Below are 24,989 nucleotides of genomic sequence, written 5' to 3'. Positions count from 1 at the left end.
ACTTCCTAATTTATCAGAACACGAAGTTCGGCTGTTGAACGACTACGATGACCTAATAGGGTTTTAACATCGGTAGCACTGGGTTTAATTAATTTAAATAAGGGCGAAAATTTATCAAAGTTTTGCAGGATTTCTTGCGCGCGTAAGCTGCCTGTTTCATTGAAGTGTTTATCAATAATGCCGCGTAAATGTTCTTGATGGATAGCTAAGTCGCCCATCGTCAACATTTCAATGGATTCTTTATTGAGGCGAATATCTAAATCACCGCTTTCGTCTAATACATAAGCGAAACCACCAGTCATGCCCGCGCCAAAATTAACACCGACATCACCAATAATCGTGACTATACCGCCAGTCATGTATTCACAAGCGTGGTCGCCCGTGCCTTCAATTACCGCATGACAACCAGAGTTGCGCACGGCAAAACGTTCTCCTGCACGTCCAGCGGCAAATAATTTTCCGCCAGTGGCACCGTATAAACAGGTATTACCCATAATCGGCGTTTGATGGCTTACATAATCAACCCCTACAGGTGCCTTGATGGTTAATTTACCACCGGCCATGCCTTTACCGACATAATCGTTGGCATCACCGGTTAAGATCATGTGCAAACCGCCAGCATTCCAGACACCAAAACTTTGTCCTGCGGTACCGGTTAAATGCAAGGTGATTGGTGCTGCAGCCATGCCTTGATCGCCATGTCGACGAGCAATTTCCCCTGAAAGCATTGCGCCAACTGAGCGATCGATATTTTGAATGTTAAATCTATACTCACCGCCCTTACTGTGGGCTACTGCATCAGCTGCTGCCGCTAGAATTTTCTTATTTAACTTACCTTCATCAAAGGCTTTATTCTCTTGTGTTTTATAAAGCGCAGTATTATCACCCGCAACCACAGGGGCGATAATAGGTGATAAATCTAATTTTTGTTGTTTAGCTGTGACACCCTCAATTTGTGATAATAAATCAACACGACCGATAATAGCCGTTAGGCTTTTAACCCCTAAGCGGGCTAAAATTTCACGGACATCACGGGCAATAAATTTAAAATAATTCATTACTTGCTCAGGCATACCTTTAAAGAATTTGTCACGCAGGACTTTGTCTTGAGTAGCAACACCCGTAGCACAGTTATTTAAGTGACAAATTCGCAGAAATTTACAACCTAAAGCCACCATAGGCGCGGTACCAAAACCAAAGCTCTCTGCGCCTAAAATGGCCGCTTTAACGACATCGGTACCTGTTTTTAAACCGCCATCAACTTGCAAGCGTACTTTATGGCGCAAGCCGTTAGTCACTAGTGCTTGATGCGCTTCCGCTAAACCTAACTCCCAAGGACACCCCGCATATTTTACTGACGTTAATGGGCTAGCGGCTGTGCCACCGTCATAACCTGATATGGTAATAAAGTCAGCGTATGCTTTAGCAACCCCAGCGGCGATAGTACCAACACCTGGACCAGAGACTAACTTCACTGAAATAACTGCTTTGGGATTTACTTGTTTCAAATCGAAAATTAATTGAGCTAAATCTTCAATGGAATAAATATCGTGATGTGGTGGTGGTGAGATTAAGGTCACTCCAGGTACTGAGAAACGTAATTTGGCAATGAGTGGTGAGACTTTATCACCAGGTAATTGCCCACCTTCACCGGGTTTTGCTCCTTGCGCTATTTTGATTTGTAATACGTCAGCATTGACAAGGTAATGTGGGGTAACACCAAAACGACCGGAAGCGATCTGTTTAATGCGTGAGTTTTTCACCGTACCAAAACGGCGTTCATCTTCACCGCCTTCGCCTGAATTGGAACTGCCGCCTAAGCGGTTCATAGCGATGGCGAGAGCTTCATGTGCTTCAGGGCTCAATGCGCCAATTGACATAGCGGCACTATCGAAGCGTTTAAACATTTCGCTTTCTGGCTCAACCTGATCAAGTGGTATAGGGGTACAATCATCTTTGAGTTTCAATAAATCACGAAGCGTAGCAATAGGTCGTTTATCTACTTCATCAGCAAACTTGCGGTAGTCGCTATATTTGCCACTATTTACTGCGCGTTGTAAATGGTTAACTACGTCAGGATTGTACGAGTGATACTCACCATCATGCACGTATTTTAATAAACCACCATGAGACATCTTTTTATGAGCTAAAAATGCATTACGCGCTAAATTAATACTGTCTTGTTCTATATCGCTAAAGTCAGCGCCTTTAATACGACTGGGTAAGTCACTAAAACATAGTGATGTAATGTCATCGTTAAGGCCGATAATTTCAAATAAACCGGCACAGCGATAACTGGCAATGGTGGAAATGCCCATTTTAGAGAGAATTTTTAATAGGCCTTTGTTAATGCCTTCACGGTAATTAACAATAGCATCACGGGCAGTCATTTTTATTTGGCCTTTTTCGACTAACTGCTCGATAGTTTCAAAGGCTAAATACGGGTAAATAGCCGTTGCGCCTAACCCTAATAAGACTGCATATTGATGAGAGTCACGTACTGAACCCGTTTCAACAATAATGTTGGAGTCACAACGTAATTGCTCATCGACTAAACGTGTTTGTACCGCGCCAACGATCATCGCGGCGGGGATCACTAATAAATTAGGCTGAATATTTCTATCGGAAAACACTAAAATAACAGTGTTTTTATTACGTACTAAATCGACAGCGTGATCACAAAGACGAATAATAGCGGCTTGTAAACCTTCTACGCGCTCGTAATGCAATGATAAGGTATCAGAGCGATAATGTTCTGGATCTAATTCCCTAAGCTGTTTTAAACCGGTATACATAAGCACAGGGGTGGAAAATATTATGCGATCGGCATGGCCTGAGGTTTCGTTAAAAACATTATGCTCACGACCAATGCAGGTGCCAAGTGACATCACATAACGTTCGCGCAGGGGATCGATTGGCGGGTTAGTCACTTGCGCAAATTGTTGACGGAAGTAGTCATACAAGGTGCGAGTTTGACTAGACAATACCGCCATGGGGGTATCATCACCCATAGAGCCAGTCGCTTCTTGACCATTTTCTGCCAAGGTGCGAATAACCTGTTGGATCTCTTCATAACTGTAGTTAAACATTTTATGGTACTGACTCATTTCTTTATCAGTAAAAACACAGCTGCCAATTAAATTGGCTGGTAGTTGATCAAAGGGTACTAAACGGCGAATGTTTTTATCCAACCATTCACGATAAGGGTGACGCCCTTTTAAATCTTTATCAATGTCAGTGCTGGTGTATATTTTGCCGGTGTAGGTATCAATGGCAAGCATCTCACCTGGCCCTACTCGGCCTTTTTCGACCACTTCATCTTCACTATAATCCCAGATACCCACTTCTGAGGCCAAGGTAATAAAACCATTACGAGTAATAACATAGCGGGCTGGGCGTAGACCGTTTCTATCTAAGTTACAGGCAACATGGCGACCATTGGTCATCACTACGCCAGCTGGACCGTCCCACGGCTCCATGTGCATAGAATTGAATTCATAGAATGCGCGTAAGTCATCGTCCATTAGTGGACTGTTTTGCCATGCTGGTGGCATTAATAAACGCATAGCACGATATAAGTCCATACCACCGGCTAAAAATAGCTCAAGCATGTTATCTAATGACGATGAATCTGAACCTGTCTGGCCAACAAAAGGTGCCGCATCTTGTAAATCAGGTAATAAGGGTGATTTAAAACGGTAGGTACGAGCGCGTGCCCATTGGCGATTACCATTAATGGTATTTATCTCACCATTATGTGCTAAATAGCGAAACGGCTGCGCTAGGTGCCATTGCGGAGAGGTATTGGTAGAAAAACGCTGATGGAAAACACAAATAGCGCTTTGCATGCGAATATCGGCTAGATCTAAGTAAAAGTTTGCCAAATCTTTTGGCATCATTAGACCTTTATAAATAGTCACTAAGCAAGATAAGCTAACAACATAAAATTTTTCGTCCGTGATACGTTTTTCAGCGCGACGACGTGCCATATATAAGCGACGTTCTAAGTCACGGTTACGCCACCCTGGAGGCGCATCGATAAATACTTGTTCAATATTGGGTAGATTTCCTTGGGCTATTTCTCCTAGCACAGAGCTATCAATAGGAACAGTACGCCAGCCAACTAAGGTTAAGCTCTCATTGACTAACTCTTCTTCTAATATTTTTTTACAAAGTGCAGCTTCAATTGGGTCAGGGTTTAAAAAAATCATGCCGACAGCATATTTCTTACCTAGCTTCCAGTTATTGTCTGCGGCTACGGCACGAAAAAAACTGTCCGGTTTTTGTAATAATAAGCCACAGCCATCACCTGTTTTACCATCGCTGGCGATACCGCCACGATGTTGCATACGATCTAAAGCGGAAATAGCGGTCTTAATTAGTTTGTGACTGGTTTCACCATATTGATGGGCAATTAAACCAAAACCACAGTTGTCTTTTTGGATGCTATGATCATAAAGCTGCATGTTTTTCTCCTAATAATAAGCCAACTTACTCACAGGGCAGATAAAAGAAGAATAAAGGCATGGAAAAAATGCATAAATACTCTTCTTTTAAGTAAGTGGAACGTTCAACACTACCCAGTTATTTGTTAAAGGTCAATTAAAATAGAGCTTTTACTCGTAATTTATTTACATTTTTGTGCTGTTTTGTAATAGGATAATGAAATTAAATATAACTACATTGTTGTTTAATAAGTATTTATTATATTGTTGATGTATTTTTTGTTTCATATAGTGAAAGTTCATGAAATAAAACTACATTTTGAGGGGCTTTATACGGTGGCTTTATATTCAGTATTTATGCAGTTTATGGCTATTTTATTATTAGTATTAACAAAAAAATAAGAAAAAATAAGAAAAAATAAGAAAAAAGAGCAAAAAAAGCCAATAGTGAGACCACTATTGGCTTTTTGTATGTTAAAAAGTTTGCTTATAGCCTAAGGCTGATAACCGCCCTCAATACCCTTGGTCGTGATACTGACAGCATCATGTGCATGCAGTGACTCTAGGTGATTGATGCGTAGCCAGAAGTCATCAAAATGATCCGCTTGATTCATACTGTGTTGTAAACGACGGGCGGCATCTTCACAAAACATCAGGTTTTGGCCATTAAGACGAGCAAACTCTTGTTCATCTTCGCGTTTAACTGCGGCTTGTACTGGTGTTTTTAGTGAGTATTCAATAAGGTCAACTAGCTCAGTAATAGGAAAATCATTGACACTTGCATTAAGCTTTACCTTTACTTCAGCAACTGAACGCTGTGAATGAGGTGTGGCCATGATTCCTTCAGTGGTACCAAGCCAATCATGGATGTCGGTTAACGCTAATTCATCTTGTTGAGCAAATTTATCATGAAAGGCTTGTTGTATTAGTTGTCTAGCAAGGGCCGCAGAGCAGGGACACGTTGATGAATAAGGTACATTAACGGTTAACTCGATAGTGAGCTTACCTTTGTTTAGATAACCAGTTAGTGTTACTGGGTAGGCCTTCCAGCCTTCTTTGCCGCTAATCAATGATTTTCTGCGTAAGTGATATTCAAAGCTAAATTCTACTTTAGCTTGATCACTTAACTCTTGGTGACTACTAATAAAGCCATTAAGTAAGCTGACTAAACTTTGATAGTTAAGCACATTACTGGTAGATAACTCATCGATAAGTAAGTAAAGGCGAGACATGTGTATGCCTTTAGCTTGTGCGTCTTTTAAATTAACAAAGGCATCTACATGAGCTGAAACCATACGATCGCTTTCGCCTTTTGAGGCGACCATAATAGGCATTTCAATGTTACTCATGCCGACCCAGTCAAGCGTACCTTCGGTTTGAGCTGTTGTATGGTTGGCGATATCTGGCATTGATGTCGTCATTTCGACTCCACGTTAAAACGATAGTTATTAACTAAACTTCGAGAATTTTTGTAATAAATACGAAGAGTAGATCTAAGGGCGCATATTCTAGCTTATTTTTTAATGGTAATCATTATTGTTGTTGCTCTATAGTTAAAAAACATACAGTAACCTTGCCTATTCCTCTATTTTTCAATAAGTTTGTCTGCGTTTTATTACTGCGTTAATATAGAGTTAATCGTTAGTATTTACCTCAAAAGGTGTGTCTGTGGAAACTGAACAAGCAAGTCATTACTTAGACCTAGAGTTATTGCAAGGTTATTTAGACAGTTTGGGTAAGGCTATTGTGGAACAAATGTTTTCTTTATATAGCCAACAGGTAGAAATTTATCTGCATGATATTGAACGTGCGCAAGTGAATGATTCACTTGCTGATTGGCAAGAGCATTGCCACAAAATGAAAGGCGCGGCAGCAAGTGTCGGTATGTGCAAGCTACATGGACAATTAAAGCTATTAGAAAAAACTGCTGCGAACCAACAACAAAAAGCTGTTTTGTTAACAGAATTAAAATTGGCAAATGGACAAGCAATGCTTGCTTTTAAAGATTGGTTGGCAAGTCATTAGTTAAGCTGAACTTTGCCTAAGCGGTATTTGCTCAGCAGCCCTACTTTTCTACTATTAAAATCATGGGCTGCTTAATTAGCTGAGTGGTATGGGTATTAATCTAGCGTCCCGACAAAACGATAACCTTCACCATGAATGGTGTTAATAAGCTCAGGTGTTGCTGGATTCAATTCAAAGTGCTTACGTAATCGTCTTATGGTGACATCAACCGTACGGTCATTAGTGCGTAAATCTCTCCCGGTCATTGCTTTAATAAGCTCTTGGCGGGTAATTATTTTACCGGCATTTTTTATCAGTAAGCTTAGTGCTCTATATTCACCACGAGGAATAGCAATAATTTCACCGGTTGGGCTAGTCATCTGCCTAGAGTTACCATCCAAAGTCCACTGATTGAAACTAACTACGCTTTGTACCGTATCACTACTTGATTGACTAATACGACTTAAAATATTTCGAGCTCTAATGGTCAATTCACGTGGATTAAAGGGTTTAGTTAAATAATCATCAGCACCAATTTCTAAGCCCAGTATTTTATCAATATCGCTATCTCGACCCGTTAGGAAAATCAAGCCCAAGTCTTTATTGGCAGTTAATTCGCGTGCTAATAATAAACCATTTTTTCCGGGTAAATTAATATCCATAATGACAAGGTTGATGGTATTTAATTTGAGCTGCTCAGCCATGCTATCACCATCAACAGCTTCGAAAACAATGTAACCTTCGGCTTCAAATAAATTGCGCAAGTTAAAGCGAGTGACATCTTCATCTTCGACTACTAAGATTTGATAAGTTTGCATAGTGGAGTTTACCTAATATTTTAAATGGCTATGGTGATTATTATTTTAATGAGTGGAACTTATGTAATACGTTTACATTTATTTAACTATTTACATTTATTTAACTATTTTAGTCAAGTGAAAATGAAAAAACAATTTTTAATGGTTATTATTTCATTAGCTTGCTGCTAACTCTACGGGGAAAGTGATGTCAAAACTCACGCCTTGCTCGGGTTCTTCATCAAGAACAATATGACCACCTAAAGCTTGAGTTACCAGGTTAAACACTAAATGCATACCTAGTCCGCTGCCACCACTGCCTCGTTTGGTCGTAGTAAATGGGTCGAAAATTTTGGCTTTGATTGATTCATCAATACCAATGCCATCGTCACTGTAATTAATATGTAATTGATCGCTTAAATTCATAATGTTGATGGTAATCGTACCCTGCTCAAGTCCATCAAAAGCATGATAAATTGAATTAAGAATCAGGTTGATTAATATTTGGTTAATGGGCCCAGGCTTACTATTAATGCATAACTCGTCGGGGCAAGTTACTGATACCGCAACCTTGGCCGATTGAAGTTTCGCTGATAGTGTTAACAATACTTCGTCCACTAGGCCACGAACATTAAACGTTCGACTCTCGGCACTAGATTGATCCACGGCAACCTTTTTGAAACTCGATATTAACTTCGCGGCACGCTCTAAATTTCTAAAAATAATAGCGATATTTTCATCACCATCGTTTAAGAATTTTTTTAATTGGCTAGATTTTAGCGTTTGATTTTCAAAGGCAGTCTTGATTTCAGTTAATTTGTCTGCCAATAAGCTTGAAGCCGTAACACCTAAACCTATTGGCGTGTTTACTTCATGAGCAATACCCGCAACCATATCACCAAGGGATGCCATTTTTTCTGTTTCAACTAATTGATCTTGGAATTCGTGCAGTTTCTCTAGTGTTGACAATAGTTCTTGATTTGACTCTTTTAACGCGTCTGTTCTGGCACTGAGTCGGTTTTCCAGTGCTTGTTTTTGCGACTGAGTATGTTGCTGCTCTTTGACAAAATTACTAATGTGTTTGTCGGTGCGAAGCAGTAATAAGTTAATACTTTTGGTTAAAATATCAAGTTCCTTATAAGGCTGTCGCGCTAATTGTGTCTGATAGTTTCTACTTTTAGATATTTTTCCTATATCATCGATTAACTTCACCATGGGTTGGCTCGTTGTTTTAAAAAGCCATTGGGAAACGGCAAAGGCAAGCAGTAAGGATAAAAATAAGAAAGCCAGCGTAAGATAAATTAATTTTCTAATAAAATTATGTTTTTCAAGTAGACTCGATTGGATAAATAAATAACCTAAAGTCTGTTGTCCTTGGGTAATTTTAACGATGAGCTCTAGATGGTCATGTTGATATTTAATATCAGTTAATTGTGAGATTTGCGCGATCTTGTCACTAATTGCCGGGAAATTATGGTTTTTATTGTAGCTAGTGAAATACTCAATACTGCCATCATCATTTAATCGATAGACATGAATATGGTTAATCATGGGGGTAGTGATTAATTGTTTAAGTTCTTCTTTTAGTTTAACTTGGCTAATGTCATTGTCACTTTCTAGAAATCGACTACTGTTTTTAGCCAATATATTTGCCCACGCACGTGTTTCACTGGCAATGTTTTCATCACCTTTTTTATCAACCATATTAATTATGCTTATCGAAGCGCTAAGCATAATAATGGTGCTTAACGCCAGAATACTTCGCACTAAGCGAGTATGCAGTGACATGGTTTGATTTGATTTTGGCATGGTATCCAATAAATTATACTATATTACTTTGATGATAGCTGAGCTTGGTAAATAGTAAACCCTTTGTCTTTTGCAATAATACGAGTATGACCAATAGATGTTTGCATGATTGCTTGATAGCGTAAAAAGCTATTGGCTACTATGGTAATGCTGCCTTGCTTATAAAGTTGCTTTTTTATCCCAGCTAAAAAGTCTTCGCTGGCTTGATAGTGTGTTTTGACACCTTGATGAAAAGGCGGGTTGGAAACAACGTGTTGATATTGTTCGCTAACATCCGATAGGCTATTTGAAGGGAATACCTGTGCCGATAAACCGTTTAAAGCTAAGCTCTCTTGTGCTGAAGTTAATGCTAAAGCACTGACATCAAGTAGAGACAACTGTGTCTCGCTAAATTTTTTGCCGATAAAACAGCTAATAACGCCTGCGCCACAACCAAAATCAAGCACTTTCCCCGTCATTTTCTCCGGTAAGTTACTCAATAATAAAGCCGTGCCTACATCAAGTTTTTGTTGGCTGAAAACGCCAGGTAGTGAAGCGATTGTTAGTTCAATGCCCTCGACAGTAATTTGGTATTTTTTAAACCAATCTTGCTCCTTGAAAACGGCAGATAATTTTTCTGGCTGAAACAAGCCAGCAAAAAGCAGACAGTGGCGAGCAGCATCGACTTTCTGGCAACAAGTCAGTAGCTCTTGGGTTAATTTAGGTGCAGACTGAATGCCACCTTTTTTCTCGCCCACCAGTAATATTTTTGTGGTGTCATTTATACAATGAGCAATCGTAGCTAAGGTGAAAACTAATTCCACCTTACTTTTAGGGAACGCGATTATGACGAGGTCATGGCACATTTTTGTTTGATAAGTGCTAGCGAAAGTAGCCTGTACCTTGTTTTTAGCGGTACGGCCATGTTTTTTTGTGATTGCCTGATAGTCAATGAAATTAGTATTAAAACAATTAATGCTGTTGGGTTGATGTAGTTCAATATACGCATCAATGAAGCCATCTTCAGGTAAATTAATCAATAATGGTGCTTTAGCCAGCAGTAATTCACTATTACGTAATAAAACTTGGCTAGGATTCGACAAAGACATAGGGCAATAAATAGAGAAAGAATAAAGGTTATATTCTACGGGAAATTAGTATAAGGGAATAGGGCTATTTGCGCTAAGTTAATTGTACCCAAGTAAAAAAAATGCTTAAATAGCCAACGTCCCTAATTCTTATTTAGTGGTTAATTAACTTACCACTAAATTTTAATAGGGCCAGAAGAGGAGCGTTAACCAGGTAATTACCGTTGTTTTGTTTGTATGGTTTTTTTAATACAGTCAAAAACAGAGATCAAACTCTGTAGAGGGTAATGAGGGGGATTAACGCCGAGATAGAGGGCTATTTGATTGGCTGTTTATCGGTTGTTTACTTTATACCTTATAAAGTAGTGGGCTGAATCCCAACAACTGTCACTTTGAACCATAACCATATTGGTTGTTTAAGTGGGGAGCTTCTGGCCTTTGCATATTAGCCAAAATGCCAGCCCCGCTGATGTTATGCTCTTCTTTGTAATTGCCCAGTACTCCGCACAATGTATTTAGCTTTATTAATTAAGCATGTTTAACCATGTCCGTAATAACACTAGGTATACATTATTTTCTATAGACTTTTTATCAGATAAGCGGAGTGAAAAATGAACTGGCAAGATGTTTTAGCACAGTTGGAATCAGGTAGTTTACGAGCGGCAAACCAAGATGAAGCCGGTAATTGGCATGTCAATGTTGAAGTAAAACAAGGCATTTTAGCCGCATTTAAAGCCGGTGAAAATGTTGCTTTAAATGGTAATTATCAAGGGTTTGTTGATAAACATAACTTACCCGCTCGTCAGTTTACACCAGAAGATGGTGTTCGTTTGGTACCTGGTGGCTCATCAGTACGTGCCGGAGCCTATGTTGCTGAAGGTGTAATCATCATGCCACCAGCATACATCAATGTTGGTGCCTATGTTGATACCGGTACTATGGTAGATAGCCATGCTTTAATTGGTTCATGTGCGCAGGTGGGGAAAAATGTTCACATCTCAGCTGCGGTGCAAATAGGTGGTGTCTTAGAGCCTATTGGGGCTAGTCCAGTCATTATTGAAGATGATGCCTTTTTGAGTGCAGGTGTTGTTGTCGTTGAAGGTATCGTGGTTAAAAAAGGTGCGGTGTTAGCACCTGGTGTATCTCTTTCTAAATCTGTACCTGTTTATGATTGTGTAAACCAAGTTATGCGAGAAAAAGGCGCTGAAATACCAGAACGTGCTGTGGTTGTTCCTGGTACCCGACCTGTCAAAGGTGAGTGGGCAAAAGCGCTAGGTTTAAGCATGGCCTGTGCACTTATTGTTAAGTATCGTGATGAACAAAGCGATGCATCACTTGAATTAGAATCAATTCTGCGTTAATTAATCATCTTGTCGCTGTATGGTCCAATCTATGCGTCAAAAGTACTCATTGATAGTCATCAATTCCGTGCTTTTTTCTTTAGCTTGAACCATACAGCTTAAAGCTGATTGATTAATCTATTCACTAGATTAACTAATTTACTAACTCGATTGAGTTTTAAGATTAAAGAAAAATATGATGACTAAAGCCACTTGGTTTGACACCACGATTGAAAACGCCTTGCTTGAGCATGTCTCGCCTGAAGACGAACAAGGCTATTTTGTTTATCAACTTGATGCACTGAAGGCACATTTAGCAAGTTTACAGCAGCAAGATGTTATTAAATTATGGTTTGCCGTTAAAGCTAATCCGCTATCAAAAATAATTCAAACTCTAGACAATGCTGGCTTTGACTTTGATGTCGCCAGCGCCGGTGAATTAACGCAGGTACTCGCACAGGGCGTAGATCCAAGTCGAGTGCTAAATACCGGACCAGCAAAATCTAAAAAACAGCTAGCATCATTTGTTAAGCAAGGTGTACGTACTTTTGTGGTAGAAAGTTTAAACCAACTTACTTGGCTTAATGAAGTAGTGCTTGAACAAGAGTTATCATCAGGTGATGCTGATAAGCCAAAAGTACTACTTAGAGTACAGCTGCAATGGCATGAAGGCGAGAAAAACCCACTCGGTGGTAATAGCTTAACGCCGTTTGGTCTATCCGTGTCTGAGTGGCAAACTATTCATGTAGATAGCTATCCTGCGTTGGCAATTTGTGGCTTACATATTTTTCAATGGGGCAATATGCTCAGTAATGAAAAAATGTTTTCATTATGGTCGCAAATGATAAGCCCGTTGACTGACTTAGCTAACCGCATCGGTATGACACTCGATATACTCGATTTAGGTGGTGGTTTAGGCATTGATTATTTAGGGGTAGGGCAAACGTTGTCTTGGCCGCGAATTATTGCTGACTTGGCCGTTATCAAAGCAAAATCAGGTGTTAAAGAGTTGTGGCTGGAGTTAGGGCGATTTGCTGTGGCCGAGTGTGGTTATTATGTGGTACCGGTAGTGGATAGAAAAATGAATTATGAGCAAGAACAGCTGGTGTTAGCCGCAGGTATAAATCATTTACTACGCCCAGCAATCACCGAACAAACCTTTCCGGTACAAATATTGCGCGCAGGTTTTTCTGCTGAAAAGACTACTATGCAGGGTTTTGACCTACATGGTCCTTTATGTACTAGCATGGATAAACTTGGGTATTTACATTTACCTGCTGATATCGATGTTGGCGATAAATTAGTGTTTGGTTATTGCGGCGCTTATGGCTTTACTGAAAGTATGCCATTTTTTTTATGTCATGAATTAGCGGCTGAGTATGTTTATCAAGATGGCATTCTTACTCAAGTGAGAGCGGCTCAGCCAGCTTCATCTTATTTGGCATAGTTAAAATAATTGAGGGAATGTGATGAATAAATTTAGCAAAGAAGTTATGTCAGTGGGCGAAATGGCCAGTGGCGCTAAACTAACTGTGCCTGTTTATGCCTTTAAAGGTGAAAATAATGCGGCTGCCAGTGTCTATATACAGGCAAATATGCATGGCGCGGAAGTGCAAGGTAATGCTGTTATTTTCCAATTATTGGAACTACTACAGCACTGTAACTTGCAAGGTAATATTACCTTAGTACCTTATGCAAATCCCGTTGCCTGTAATCACAAAAATGGTGAGTATACTTTAGGGCGGTTTGATCCTATTACCGGAGTAAACTGGAATAGGATGTACCATTTTGATGAAAGTGTTATCGAGCCTTTTGCGCAACAGTACTTAGATGCTAGTGAAGAGGAAATAAAAGATAAATTTCAGCAACTATTGCTTAGTGAAGTTGAAACTAAGTTAGCGCACAACTCTTGGGGTCTAACGACAGGACAACGCATTGCTTATCAATTGCAGCGCCTAGCGCACCAAGCTGATATAGTTTTGGACTTACACACAGGTCCAATTTCCAGTAAACATTTATATTGCCCTGAGTATGCACAAGAGAGCGCTAAATATTTTGATATTGAGCATACCTTACTCATTCCAAATGATTTTGATGGCGCTATGGATGAGGCGACATTTTGTCCTTGGTGGAGTTTACAGCAGGCCTATGAAAACTTGGGTCGAAAATTTACTATGGGGCAAGGGGCTTTTAACAAGGAAAGTTTCACCGTCGAATTGGGCTCGCAAGAGCAAATAGACTTAGATGTCGCCAAGCAAGATGCCTTAAGTATTTTATCTTATTTACAATATCAGGGTGTTATTGATAATAAGCAATATCAGCCACAAAAAATGACTCGATACGCGGGTTACTTGAAAGATTATAAAGCCTTATATTCTCCTATGGGCGGTATGGTCGATTACCTTGCTGAGTTTGGCAAACCCTTAGCTGCCGGCGAGCCTTTAGTACGAATTCTGCGTATGGATAACTATGGTGATGGTGAGGCATTGCATTATGTGTCGCTTGAGCAAGAGGTTATCCCTATTTTACATTTTGCTTCTGCTAGCGTTAATCAAGGTACTGAGTTGTATAAGGTGCTTTGTCATTATTTCGAACTTTAATTATGTACAGGATGTACGGTAGCTCGCGGAGATAGGGATATCTAAGAGCGAGCAAAACAGGATGTACGGTAGCTCGCGGAGATATGGATATCTAAGAGCGAGCAAAACAGGATGTACGGTAGCTCGCGGAGATAGGGATATCTAGGAGCGAGCAAAACAGGATGTACGGTAGCTCGCGGAGATAGGGATATCTAGGAGCGAGCAAAACAGGATGTACGCGCAACTCACTGTGACAATATGTCTAGGAGTGCGGTTGTTAAGTTAAGTTAAGTTAAGTTATTTACTTTACTGTAAGTCGCGAGCTATATTTTTAAACTGAGTTGCAAGGCTGCACCAATAGTATCGTTATCGCCAGTGAAAGCGGCAATATCAATAGCAAATACCGTCCAAGGTGAAATGCCAATACCGGCCGTGTAAATATCGTCATCAATGCCATTTAAGTCAGTACGATAACCTAAGCGAAATTGAATGTGTTCATAGAAACGAAACTCTGCACCAACGCCAGCATATTTTGATGGCGCTAAAGCAGCAAACTGTGCTCGGTCAGTTAAGTCTATCTCTGTCGCTAGGCTTAACCAACTATTTTGATAACTTAAACCAAAGACAGTGCTGTTTTTTAAAGTAAAAGTAATATCTTGTGCAACATGATGTACGGTTTGTTTTAGCAAGTTACTACTGACCAGAGCCACGTGCCATTGACGCTCTGCTCCCCAGGCTAGGTATAAACCTAAGTCAATATTGCTACCACTTTTATTGGTAATATTCTCGTCATTACTGATCTCAAAGTCATCATCGTTAAATTCACTGATTTTTCCGCGATTATAATAAAGATCAATGCGTTGATATTTTATTTTTGACCCAATACTAAAATCATAATTGGCGTGTTTAAACGCAGGATAAGCAGCCATAACACCAGCTTCGGCAATTGAATAACCGAGGGTAGTGGTTGCTGACGCCAGATCATTTAAGTTTAAGTTAGCGGATGAAATCGCGTCATTTAATATTTTTTTATCGCCTTCGCTGTACTCTAGTGTGCCAGCAATACGTCCGTATTGATTGGTAAATAGTCCAAAACTTAAATACTGGTTAGGAATAATCATTTGGAAGTTCAAACCATTACGTACCCTTACTACCTTATTATCAATTTTTTTAAAGTCAGCAATAATATCATCTACTTGTTGATTTAGGTCATCAGAGTAACTTTTTACTTGGTCTTGTGATTGAAGATTTTGCCATTGAATGCCATTAATATCATTGGCTAAATTATCAAGGTTATCACTAATTTCTTTTGTAGTATCAACAACACCATATTTGTCCGATGCCATAACTCCTATATTTAAAGAAAAGAAAATATCATCATCGTTATCAAATTTGGTCAGTAACGCAGGGTTACTCAATGATGAGGTAAAGTCTTGGGTTAAGCCAGTAAAGCCTTGCCCGGTACGTTTAGCGGTAAAGCTCTCTCCATAACTAGGTAGTGCCATAGCCATGAGCAGCATGAACAATAATGTTGGTTTTAAGGTGTGCAGGCAGAGAATATTTAACGGGGAGTAAGTCAAAGGGGCCATAAATAAATCCTTGTGTTAATAAGATAACATAACTACTTTACCCAAGAGAAAGATAGAGTTAACTGGCCAAAGTATAGCGCAGCGGAGCTATTTAGCCTGATGTTTTTATGGCTTTTTTGATCGTAAGTGAGAAAGCTCATTAGGGTAAAATAAGCAACTATTGAGTTCATCTTTAAATTGTTATATTATAACATTTATGAACTTTACCTTAGCTAAATGTCAACTTAAAATTTATAAGCGAAAAATTCGCCAGGGCGTTATAACGCTCTTGCTCTTTTGTGCGACTTTTTTTGCTCATAGTGAACATTTTACTCAAGTTGACTTTGATGCATTTTTAAATATTGCATCACATGACTGTCATTTATGCCAGCAAGGTATAGATTCACCACCTAGCTCTATCCGGCTATACCCAGTAGTAACTAGCATAGCTAGACTAAACAAAATTCGAATTATCAGTGTCGTGCTTGCCGCACTGGCTTATATTATCCCGCCGTTAAGAGCACCGCCAAGCTCGCTGTAATTTTCTTCTCGTGTATTTTATTGTGCGGGGCTTAGTGCAAGTAACTAAGCCCGCACCTAGCTGCCTGTCTGAGAAACTAAATTCTCAGCGTGGTATGCATCACCTAAAAAAGTATCGGAAACCAGTTTATGTCTTTTTTTGCCAATCAAAAGAGTATCAATAGTCAAGTTAAATTCCAGCTTAAAAAAATTGTTAACACCGGAGTACTGTCAACATTTGCAACAATGTTATGTTTTAGTCAAACCAGCTTAGCGCAGAGCCTATCAGGGGTAGTGCTTAATAAACAAGGCCAAGCTATTTATAATGCCAGAGTGAAATTAGCTAATGGCACACAACAAGTACGCTCCAATGCTCAAGGGCGATTTACCTTTACCGACGTTAAACAAGGCGTTTTTGAACTTCATATTAGTGCTAGAAATTATGGGCATAGTAATCAACAAATTATTGTTAAAGAGCAAGACGTCATTGACCTAAAGGTAGTTTTGTCTGCTTCTGTGATGGAAATTATTGATGTCTATGTTACGCCGTTACATAGCTCTTTAATTGAGTCGGCATTGCCTATTAATGTGCTCAGTGCCGATGAATTAAAAATGAAACAAGCGGCAACCTTAGGGGAGACGCTAAAAAATGAAGTGGGTGTTCATTCGAGTTATTATGGCCCCGTTGCCAGTACACCCATTATTAGAGGCTTGGATGGTCCTAGAGTACTTATTACCCAAAATGGCTTAGACGTTGGCGATGCTTCACGTATTGGTCCTGATCACGTCGTAGCAACAGAAACAAGTACAGCAACACAAATAGAAGTATTACGTGGTCCAGCAACGCTATTTTACGGCAGTGGTGCAATTGGTGGTGTGGTTAATGTGGTGGATGAACGTGTACCAAGGAGTACTGACGATCAAATTGACTATTTGTTACAATATAACGATGTTTCCAATGAGCTGCAGGGCTCAATTAATATCCAAACGGGTCGAGATAATATCGCTTTTCACTTGGATGGTTTTTGGCGTGACTCGAAAGACTATAAACTTGCAGGTGAAGCAGACTCCCATGAAGAAGAACATCAGGCCGTTGATGGTGAAGATGAAGAACATGGGAAAGCCCGCCTCGAAAATAGTGCCTCTACCGCCAGTGGTGCCACCTTCGGTACTAGTTATTTACTTGACGATGGCTTTATCGGTTTTTCTTATGGTTTTATGAGTAGAGACTACGGAATTCCTGGCCATAGCCATGAAGGGGAACATGCTGATGAACATACTCAGCCGTTAACCCTGAGTGCTAGCCAAGATAGCGGTGTTTATGCAAAAATGCAGCAAGATAGATGGCAAGTGCTGGGCGAATATAATTTTGCCGAAAATTTCATTAGCAAGGTCGGCACAAAATTTGCCTACAGTGATTATCAACACCAAGAAATTGAGTCAGGCTTAGTTGGCACAACTTTTAGCAATAAAAGTACGGAAGCGCGTATTGATCTTTTTCATCGCGATTTTTCTGGTTGGCAAGGAGCCTGGACTATTCATTATAAAGCATCAGACTTTAAAGCTCTCGGCGAAGAGGCTTTCTCACCACCCGCTAAATCGGCAATGTTCGCGGCGGCATGGTTAGAAGAGAAACATTTTGGTCCGGTATTATTGCAATTGGGCGCTAGAATAGAGCAAGTCACTATCGATGCTGATGATAGCTTGATCGGCTTTGAAGAAGGTCATGAATTACATCATGAACCAATACATAATGAGCACCATCAAACATTAGTATCATTTGAACGGCAATCATTTACCCCGATTAGTGCTTCCGCAGGTTTAGTCTGGGATTACCAATCAGGTTATAACTTAGGGTTTTCACTGGCACTGTCACAACGTGCCGCCTCTTCAGGCGAGTTATTTTCATTTGGTCCACATATAGGCACAAACACTTTTGAGGTAGGCGCAATGTTTGCTGTACATCAAGAAGGTGATGAAATTCAGGTCGAGTTAGCTGAGCAAGTACCCAGGGTCGAAACATCGCTTAATCTGGATGTGACCTTACGGAAATTTAACGGTGATTTTGGTTATGTTATTAGCGCATTTTATAATCGTATTGATGATTATTATTACCAGAAAAATACTGGCCTATTTTTTGTCGAAGAACATGAACATACTCATGCAGACGACCATGAAGATGAATCAGGCTTACCTATATTAGTTTATCAGCAAGCTGATGTGCATATGTATGGCGCTGAAGCTGAATTTGTTTATCAAGTGTCATCGGCCGTTAAAACCAGCTTAATTGCCGACTATATCCGAGCTAGGCTTGTTGATAATGACGAAAAGGGTAATCTACCGCGTATTCCTCCGATGAGGCTTGGTGTTATTGTTAATTATCAAGCGGATAACTTTGCGAGTGAACTGAGTGTTAGCCACTACTTTGAACAAACAGATATTGCTGAGTTAGAAACCACAACAGATAGCTATACTATGGTTGATGCACATGTTAATTATTATATTGCTGGCGTTGGTGATGATTTAACCTTGTATTTGAAAGGGCAGAATCTAACTAATGAACATGCCCGGGTGCACTCGTCTTTTATAAAAGAGATTGCGCCATTACCTGGTCGTAATTTCAGTATTGGCATTCGTGGCAGCTTTTAATGTTTATTACTCAGCTCAAGCAGGGATCATCATAGCAAGTGGTATGCTGGGTTAAATAGTTAAAGCAGATAGAGAAATGAGTCAGGGTAAAAAAAAGAGGCTATAACATTATTATAGCCTCTTTTTTATTTGAAATTTTTATTTGAAATTACTGAGTTAGCTTTATTTAGAGAGGTTAAACCAATTTTATGCCATCTTTAACAATAGTAATCTTGCCTTTTTTCAATAGGTTTCCTACCGTCGCTTTAAAGGTTTTTTTACTAACCCCTAAGGTTCTTTGAATCAACTCTGGAGAGCTTTTATCGTGCAAAGGGCTAATACCGCCACGGTCTGCAATGTGTGCTAATAATTTAGCAGAAAAATCATTAACCTTATTTTTACTACCACGCGATAAGATTAGATCTAAACGACCATCTTCACGAACATGTTTAATGTAGCCGGTAATTTTTTTGCCAACTCGAAGGTGCTGAAAAATTTCATTATCGTAAAGTAAGCCCCAATGTAAATCATTAACAATGGCTTTAAAACCTAAGTCAGTTTTGCCGCCAATAATGAGGTTCACTTTGTCACCTTGTTGGTACTCGGCTGGCCATATATCAATAAATTTATCTAGCTTACTTGAGGCAGCAAGACGGTCAGTGAGTTGGTCAAGAAAAACTCTGACTAAGTAATATTTACCCACTTCCATTGCGGTGTGTTGCTGGTTGTAAGGCACCAATAAATCTTTAGGTAAGCCCCAATCAAGAAAAGCGCCTATTTTATTGACTTCAATCACTTTCAAAGAAACAAATTCACCCACCTGTGCTAAAGGTGTTTCCGTGGTAGCAATCAATCTATCTGCAGAATCGCGGTAAATGAAAACCTTAAGACTTTCACCTACTTTGCATAATTCAGGTACATAGCGCTTAGGTAATAAAATTTCACCTAACTCCCCAGCATCAAGGTATGCGCCATTGTCCGCCAAGGCAACAATGTTAAGCTGATTGAATTTACCTATGGTTGCTTGAGGGGTTATTTGTGAGTTGGTCATGGGCAGTGCCGTGGAGAGAATTTGTCATATTGTAACGCATTCAATGGGCTATACCCAATGATTTCAAAATTGCTTATGGTTTACACAGAAGTGGTTAGTTTGGCAAGTTCAATGAATAAATAACTAAAAAATGGTGAAATATAGCAAAAGCTAAAGAGTTTTATTTTGACATTAATTAATAGCTTACATATTAACCAATAAAAGAAACGCCTTTATCTATATGAAAGTAAAGGGTTTAAATTTATATTTACAGTTTAGGCTTGGCCGGTTCATCACCTGGTGCGCATTTTGTAATACCGAGTTACATCTTTGTTCATACATGTAATGAATAATTGGTTAATCTAGCGGGATAAAATAAAAATAAATTTTCCTGTAATAAAACCCTAGAGCAAATTAAAAACATCAAACTTTTAGAAAAAGGATTAAAAGTGGCCACTAAAAAACAAATTATTATACCTATTGTCATTTTAGCTATTGGCATTGCCGCCATGGTGGGTTTTTCTAGTATGAAAAAGCCACCCGAGGAAAAAGAGCAAGTTGATAATACTCCTATTGTCGCCGTTGAAAGCATATCAGTGGCACCAATGACACTGACAGTAAACTCTTACGGTATGGTAAAACCTAAATATGAAACCGAATTAATTGCGCAAGTCAACGGTGAAATTGTTGAGTTAAGTGAGGTTTTTGTTCGTGGCGGTTTTGTCAACAAAGGTCAGTTATTAGCACGTATTGACCCCAGTGATTATCAAGCAGCGTTACTTGATGCGCAGGCGTCTATGGCTTCAGCACGCGCAGCATTGGAAAAGGAAGTGGCGCAAGGCAAAGTAGCAGAACGAGAATGGAAACAAATTGAAAATAGTTCGCCGACCGAGTTAAGTTTACGTAAACCCCAACTTGCTCAAGAGTTAGCACGAGTAAAATCTGCGCAAGCGTCAGTATTACGGGCAAAACGGAATTTAGAACGTACTGAAATACGCTCGCCATACGATGCCTTGATAGACAGTCGTAATGTTGGTTTAGGTTCTTATGTTGGTGTCGGCAGTAATATCGGTCACGTATTGGGTACGGCAGTTGCAGAAATTCGTTTGCCCGTTGCCGATAATCAGTTAGCTTTTTTAACTAAAACTGAGTCAAATAAACAAGGTGTTAATGCCCAAGTTAATTTAATGGGTACTTATGCAGGACAAAGCACACAATGGCAAGCTCGCATAATACGCAGTGAAGGTATCATTGATAATAAAAGTCGTATGAGTTATCTAGTGGCTGAAATTAATGATCCTTACTTATTAAATTCGGGCAATACTACGGGTGTACCGCTACGTTTTGGTAGTTACGTTAACGCTAAAATTAAGGGCTATGATATTAGTCAGGCAACCCTAATTCCTCGTTATTTAGTGGTCAATGGCAAGGTGGCTCTTTTAGATAGTGAATCAAAGTTGCATTATGTTGTTATTGATATTGTTCGCCAACAAGGTAGCCATGTTGTTGTCGCCAATGGTTTAGCTGACGGTGACCAATTAATTGTTTCTGCACTTGATTACCCAGTTGATGGCATGAAATTAGCCTTAGTGGTTGATGATGCCGAAAAAGAATTGCCAGCAAGTGAAGAAAATTCAAGCGAAACACAAATGGCCAGTAATAACAAAAAAGACTCAGGAGAATAAAAATGACTTCTTCTGTAGAGAATAGCCCTGAAGATAAACAAGATATTGATAGCGAAAATTTGAATAGACCTCTTGATAATATCGATACTCATAAAGGTATTATTGCTTGGTTTGCTCGTAATAGTATCGCTGCCAACTTATTGATGTTTTTTATCTTGATTGGTGGCAGCTTAACGGCACTGACCATTAATAAACAAATGTTTCCCCAGTTAGAGTTTAACTGGATTTCATATAATGCACCTTATCCTGGAGCCGCACCTCAAGAGGTTGAGGAAGGTATTACCATTAAGATCGAAGAAGCGCTTAAATCAGTGCAAGGACTTAAGCGAGTGATAACTTATTCTAGCCGAAATTATTCTAACGGTTGGTTTGAAGTTGAGCTTGATTATGATGCCCAGGTTGTCTTGGAAGAGGTAAAATCAGCCATTGATGCTATTCCAAGTTTTCCGGATGGTATGGAGCGAATCAAGGTTGAGCGAGAGAAATTCCGTCAGGAAGTGATGTATATTTCACTTTATGGTGATTTAACTAATGGTGAGTTGAAAGAGCTTGGCCGTAAAATTCATAATGAAATACAGCAACTGCCCGGCATCAGTATTTCTGAGTTATACAGTGGCTTAGACTATGAAATATCAATTGAAGTCAGTAAAGATAAATTAAGAGAATACGGCTTAAGTTTTAGGGATGTTGCTAACGCGGTACGTAGTTTTTCCCGTAATATGTCTGCCGGGCAGATTCGCGCTGCCAATGGCTATATCAATTTACGGGTGGAAAATCAAGCCTATCGTGGCTATGAGTTTGAACAAATTCCCGTTATTACTTTGGAAGATGGCACTAAAGTCATGTTAAGTGAGGTTGCCACCATCAATGATGGTTTCCAGGAAGGTTTACAATATTCTAAATTTAATGGTGAAAATTCAATCACTATTTTTATCGGCGCTGCAGAGAATAAAAGTATTACTAAGGTTGCCGATATTATCAATCGCTATGTTGATGAAAAAGCATCGGTTTTACCGCAAGGAGTTAAGCTAGAAACTTGGGTTGATATGACTTATTACCTCAATGGCCGTTTGGACATGATGCTCGACAACATGAAAAGTGGTGCGGTCTTAGTCTTTTTGATGTTGGCGCTATTTTTACGGGTACGGCTAGCCTTCTGGGTAATGATGGGTTTGCCAGTATGTTTCTTAGGCACGTTATTATTTATGCCGATGGACTTTATCGGTGTCAGCATCAATGTTATTAGTTTATTTGCCTTTATCTTAGTACTTGGCATAGTGGTTGATGATGCCATCGTTATGGGCGAAAGTGCCCATGAAGAAATTGAAGAACACGGGCATACCACAGACAATGTTATTCGTGGTGTGCAACGTGTTGCTATGCCAGCCACTTTTGGTGTACTAACCACTATTGCCGTGTTTCTGCCCTTTCTCTTTGGTGAAGGTCCGTCCGCTGCCTTTGGTAAGGCCATTGGGGCCGTGGTGGTTTTATGTCTGATATTCTCACTCATTGAATCAAAACTTATTTTACCGTCGCATTTGGTTAACATGAAGGTGAAAAAGTTTAATCCGAAAAACCCGCTAGATAGGCTTCGTGCCTGGATTGATACTAAATTAAAAAACTTTATTGAAAATGTCTATCGTCCCGCCTTAATAATGTTTATTGAATATCGCTATGCGGTGCTGATGTTTTTTATTAGCTTGATGCTGGTAAGTGCCGGTTTATTTGGTGGTGGTTTAGTACGCTATGTTGGCCAACCTAAGATACCTCATGATTTTCCTCGCATCAGTGTGGAAATGAATATTGATGCCTCAGAAAAGGCTACCTTAAAGACCTTATTAAGCATTGAAAGTATTATTCATAAAATTGATAAAGAGATTGAAGCTAAGTATGGCAGCTCAATGATCTCCGATATGCAAGTTGATTTACGTAGCCGAACTAACGGTCAAGTAATGGTCAAGCTAGTTATTCCAAAGGATAGAGCTATCAACACTTTTGAGCTGGCCGATTTATGGCGTAAGGCAATTCCTAACTACCCAGGTGTTAAATCCCTAACCATTAGTGATAATTTATTTGGCGGTGGCCGAGATGATGGTGATATTGCTTTTAGACTGGAAAGCCAAGACGATGCTCAGTTACTGGCGGCGGCACAAGAGCTCAAACTGAAACTTAATTCACTTAAAGGTATTGGTGATGTTAATGATTCACGCCAAACCAGTGCTAAGGAAGTACAGTTCACCTTAAAACCTTTAGCTTATAGTTTAGGTTTAACGCTGGAAGATATTGCCTCGCAAGTTAGTTATAGTTTTTATGGCTTAGAAGCGCAGCGTATTTTGCGTGATAGTGAAGAAGTTAAGGTGATGGTACGTTATCCGCTTGAGCAACGCAGCAGTGTTGGCCATGTTGATGATGTCATGATCCAAGCCCCTAATGGTGCGGAATTGCCTTTGTCTGAGTTGGCTGAAATTATTCTTACCGATGGTGTTACTCGCATTCGTCGTGAAAATGGTAACCGCACTATCAATGTCTGGGCATCAGTGGATGCTGAACAGGTAGAGCCCTTTGAAGTGGCTAACGATATTCGTGATAATTTTATTCCTGAGTTACTGAGAAAATATCCTCTAGTGAAAAGTGAAGTGTCTGGACGTATTCAGGAAGAAATGGATGGTGCAGCGGAGCAGTTCCGTGACATGATGATTTCGTTTATGATTATATTTTCACTGTTAGCTATCCCCTTAAAATCTTACTCACAAGCAATCATGATCATGACCGTGATTCCTTTTGGTATTATTGGTGCGGTATTCGGCCATATGATGTTAGGCTTGGATTTAAGCGTATTATCCATGTTTGGTATTGCGGCAGCATCGGGCGTGGTGGTCAATGACTCGCTGGTGATGGTGGACTTTGTTAACAAAGCAAGACAGCGTGGCGAGGCATTAAAAGATGCGGTAATACATGCGGGCACCAAGCGTTTTCGTGCCATCATGTTAACGTCAGTCACTACTTTTATTGGCCTAGTACCCATTATTTTCTTCGAAACTAGTGCTCAGGCACAAATAGTGATCCCTATGGCGGTATCACTGTCGTTTGGTGTGCTATTTGCCACCATAGTAACCTTGGTGTTTATTCCTAGCCTTTACCTGATCATTGAAGATATGCGTATGCTGGCAAGACGATTTATAAACGCCACTAAACAAATGTTGTTTGGTACGGATGCTGCGGATAGCACTAAAGCGTAGGTAAACTCAGTTAAGTTAGAAAAGTTATCTCAGCAGGCAAGAGCCATTTTATGAAAACCACCGCTTAGTCGGTGGTTTTTTATTATTGAACAGCCCTTAAATTAAAAAAATCATATTAATTATGGCGTTGTTGTCGGTAATGCCTTACCTAAGTCAACATGTCAGTTGCCGGGTAAAGTGAAAGGCCATACTGGTCGGGAATAAATATTATGGGGGTAAATATTGCCCGCTATCAAGATGATTAATTTAAATTATGGTTTTTTTCTAGGCGGCGACATT

The 24,989-nt window shown here is 39.7% G+C and carries 15 protein-coding genes and 1 riboswitch; of the genes, 8 read left to right on the top strand and 7 right to left on the bottom strand.

Annotation, left to right across the window (positions count from 1 at the left end; translation table 11 throughout):
- Positions 1–5: 5 nt before the first annotated feature.
- Together gltB and folE2 are read right to left on the bottom strand one after the other, a co-directional pair.
- Positions 6–4,466, bottom strand: coding sequence for a glutamate synthase large subunit (gltB, locus tag ASU03_RS15605; RefSeq protein WP_057832697.1), 4,461 nt, complete (start codon positions 4,464–4,466; stop codon positions 6–8).
- Positions 4,467–4,939: 473 nt separating this feature from the next.
- Positions 4,940–5,866: a GTP cyclohydrolase FolE2 gene (gene folE2, locus ASU03_RS15600; protein ID WP_057832696.1), complete on the bottom strand. Its 927-nt coding sequence runs from the start codon at positions 5,864–5,866 to the stop codon at positions 4,940–4,942.
- A gap of 247 nt (positions 5,867–6,113) precedes the next feature.
- Between folE2 and ASU03_RS15595 the strand changes: the two genes are divergently transcribed.
- On the top strand, positions 6,114–6,470 hold the full coding sequence (locus ASU03_RS15595; RefSeq protein ID WP_231731606.1) for an Hpt domain-containing protein: 357 nt from the start codon (positions 6,114–6,116) through the stop codon (positions 6,468–6,470).
- A 95-nt stretch (positions 6,471–6,565) separates the two neighbouring features.
- On the opposite strand, the gene arcA is transcribed toward ASU03_RS15595, so the two are convergent.
- The 3 genes from arcA to ASU03_RS15580 form a co-directional block, all read right to left on the bottom strand.
- A complete protein-coding gene (gene arcA / locus ASU03_RS15590) occupies positions 6,566–7,267 on the bottom strand; it encodes a two-component system response regulator ArcA (protein ID WP_057832694.1) in 702 nt (233 codons plus the stop codon).
- Between the two features lie 156 nt (positions 7,268–7,423).
- Entirely contained in the window at positions 7,424–9,055 is a 1,632-nt protein-coding gene (locus ASU03_RS15585) for a sensor histidine kinase (RefSeq protein ID WP_082627306.1), read from the bottom strand.
- Between the two features lie 23 nt (positions 9,056–9,078).
- Entirely contained in the window at positions 9,079–10,143 is a 1,065-nt protein-coding gene (locus ASU03_RS15580) for a methyltransferase (RefSeq protein WP_231731605.1), read from the bottom strand.
- A 167-nt stretch (positions 10,144–10,310) separates the two neighbouring features.
- A riboswitch (Lysine riboswitch) is annotated at positions 10,311–10,561 on the top strand.
- A gap of 172 nt (positions 10,562–10,733) precedes the next feature.
- On the opposite strand from ASU03_RS15580, the gene ASU03_RS15575 reads away from it, so the two are divergent.
- From ASU03_RS15575 to ASU03_RS15565, 3 genes are all read left to right on the top strand, one after another.
- A complete protein-coding gene (locus tag ASU03_RS15575; RefSeq protein ID WP_057832692.1) occupies positions 10,734–11,483 on the top strand; it encodes a 2,3,4,5-tetrahydropyridine-2,6-dicarboxylate N-succinyltransferase in 750 nt (249 codons plus the stop codon).
- 178 nt (positions 11,484–11,661) lie between these two features.
- Positions 11,662–12,909, top strand: a complete 1,248-nt coding sequence (locus tag ASU03_RS15570) for a PLP-dependent decarboxylase (protein ID WP_057832691.1) — start codon at positions 11,662–11,664, stop codon at positions 12,907–12,909.
- A 22-nt stretch (positions 12,910–12,931) separates the two neighbouring features.
- A complete protein-coding gene (locus tag ASU03_RS15565) occupies positions 12,932–14,062 on the top strand; it encodes a succinylglutamate desuccinylase/aspartoacylase family protein (protein WP_057832690.1) in 1,131 nt (376 codons plus the stop codon).
- 302 nt (positions 14,063–14,364) lie between these two features.
- Here ASU03_RS15565 and traF read toward each other — a convergent pair whose 3' ends face one another.
- Positions 14,365–15,630 carry a conjugal transfer protein TraF gene (traF, locus tag ASU03_RS15560; RefSeq protein ID WP_057832689.1) on the bottom strand — a complete coding sequence of 422 codons (1,266 nt, stop codon included), beginning with the start codon at positions 15,628–15,630 and terminating at the stop codon, positions 14,365–14,367.
- Between the two features lie 196 nt (positions 15,631–15,826).
- On the opposite strand from traF, the gene ASU03_RS15555 reads away from it, so the two are divergent.
- Together ASU03_RS15555 and ASU03_RS15550 are read left to right on the top strand one after the other, a co-directional pair.
- Positions 15,827–16,150, top strand: a complete 324-nt coding sequence (locus tag ASU03_RS15555) for a hypothetical protein (RefSeq protein ID WP_057832688.1) — start codon at positions 15,827–15,829, stop codon at positions 16,148–16,150.
- A 128-nt stretch (positions 16,151–16,278) separates the two neighbouring features.
- Positions 16,279–18,777, top strand: a complete 2,499-nt coding sequence (locus ASU03_RS15550) for a TonB-dependent receptor (protein WP_057832687.1) — start codon at positions 16,279–16,281, stop codon at positions 18,775–18,777.
- Positions 18,778–18,952: 175 nt separating this feature from the next.
- Here ASU03_RS15550 and ASU03_RS15545 read toward each other — a convergent pair whose 3' ends face one another.
- Positions 18,953–19,807 carry a CvfB family protein gene (locus ASU03_RS15545; protein ID WP_057832686.1) on the bottom strand — a complete coding sequence of 285 codons (855 nt, stop codon included), beginning with the start codon at positions 19,805–19,807 and terminating at the stop codon, positions 18,953–18,955.
- A gap of 428 nt (positions 19,808–20,235) precedes the next feature.
- On the opposite strand from ASU03_RS15545, the gene ASU03_RS15540 reads away from it, so the two are divergent.
- Together ASU03_RS15540 and ASU03_RS15535 are read left to right on the top strand one after the other, a co-directional pair.
- Positions 20,236–21,471, top strand: a complete 1,236-nt coding sequence (locus tag ASU03_RS15540) for an efflux RND transporter periplasmic adaptor subunit (protein WP_057832685.1) — start codon at positions 20,236–20,238, stop codon at positions 21,469–21,471.
- 2 nt (positions 21,472–21,473) lie between these two features.
- Positions 21,474–24,710 carry an efflux RND transporter permease subunit gene (locus ASU03_RS15535; protein ID WP_231731604.1) on the top strand — a complete coding sequence of 1,079 codons (3,237 nt, stop codon included), beginning with the start codon at positions 21,474–21,476 and terminating at the stop codon, positions 24,708–24,710.
- Positions 24,711–24,989: the final 279 nt, after the last annotated feature.

The sequence above is a fragment of the Colwellia sp. TT2012 genome (assembly GCF_001440345.1).
GTDB lineage: Bacteria > Pseudomonadota > Gammaproteobacteria > Enterobacterales > Alteromonadaceae > Colwellia.
The sequence above is the reverse complement of the archived record's forward strand: the minus strand, read 5'-3'. Positions and strand labels throughout refer to the sequence as shown.

What these genes read in the sequence shown, in the direction of transcription:
- folE2 (WP_057832696.1), bottom strand. Translation starts at nt 5,866, where the DNA reads ATGACGACATCAATGCCAGATATCGCCAACCATACAACAGCTCAAACC.
- ASU03_RS15580 (WP_231731605.1), bottom strand. Translation starts at nt 10,143, where the DNA reads ATGTCTTTGTCGAATCCTAGCCAAGTTTTATTACGTAATAGTGAATTA.
- ASU03_RS15585 (WP_082627306.1), bottom strand. Translation starts at nt 9,055, where the DNA reads ATGCCAAAATCAAATCAAACCATGTCACTGCATACTCGCTTAGTGCGA.
- gltB (WP_057832697.1), bottom strand. Translation starts at nt 4,466, where the DNA reads ATGCAGCTTTATGATCATAGCATCCAAAAAGACAACTGTGGTTTTGGT.
- traF (WP_057832689.1), bottom strand. Translation starts at nt 15,630, where the DNA reads ATGGCCCCTTTGACTTACTCCCCGTTAAATATTCTCTGCCTGCACACC.
- ASU03_RS15575 (WP_057832692.1), top strand. Translation starts at nt 10,734, where the DNA reads ATGAACTGGCAAGATGTTTTAGCACAGTTGGAATCAGGTAGTTTACGA.
- ASU03_RS15565 (WP_057832690.1), top strand. Translation starts at nt 12,932, where the DNA reads ATGAATAAATTTAGCAAAGAAGTTATGTCAGTGGGCGAAATGGCCAGT.
- ASU03_RS15550 (WP_057832687.1), top strand. Translation starts at nt 16,279, where the DNA reads ATGTCTTTTTTTGCCAATCAAAAGAGTATCAATAGTCAAGTTAAATTC.
- ASU03_RS15545 (WP_057832686.1), bottom strand. Translation starts at nt 19,807, where the DNA reads ATGACCAACTCACAAATAACCCCTCAAGCAACCATAGGTAAATTCAAT.
- arcA (WP_057832694.1), bottom strand. Translation starts at nt 7,267, where the DNA reads ATGCAAACTTATCAAATCTTAGTAGTCGAAGATGAAGATGTCACTCGC.
- ASU03_RS15570 (WP_057832691.1), top strand. Translation starts at nt 11,662, where the DNA reads ATGACTAAAGCCACTTGGTTTGACACCACGATTGAAAACGCCTTGCTT.
- ASU03_RS15535 (WP_231731604.1), top strand. Translation starts at nt 21,474, where the DNA reads ATGACTTCTTCTGTAGAGAATAGCCCTGAAGATAAACAAGATATTGAT.
- ASU03_RS15555 (WP_057832688.1), top strand. Translation starts at nt 15,827, where the DNA reads ATGAACTTTACCTTAGCTAAATGTCAACTTAAAATTTATAAGCGAAAA.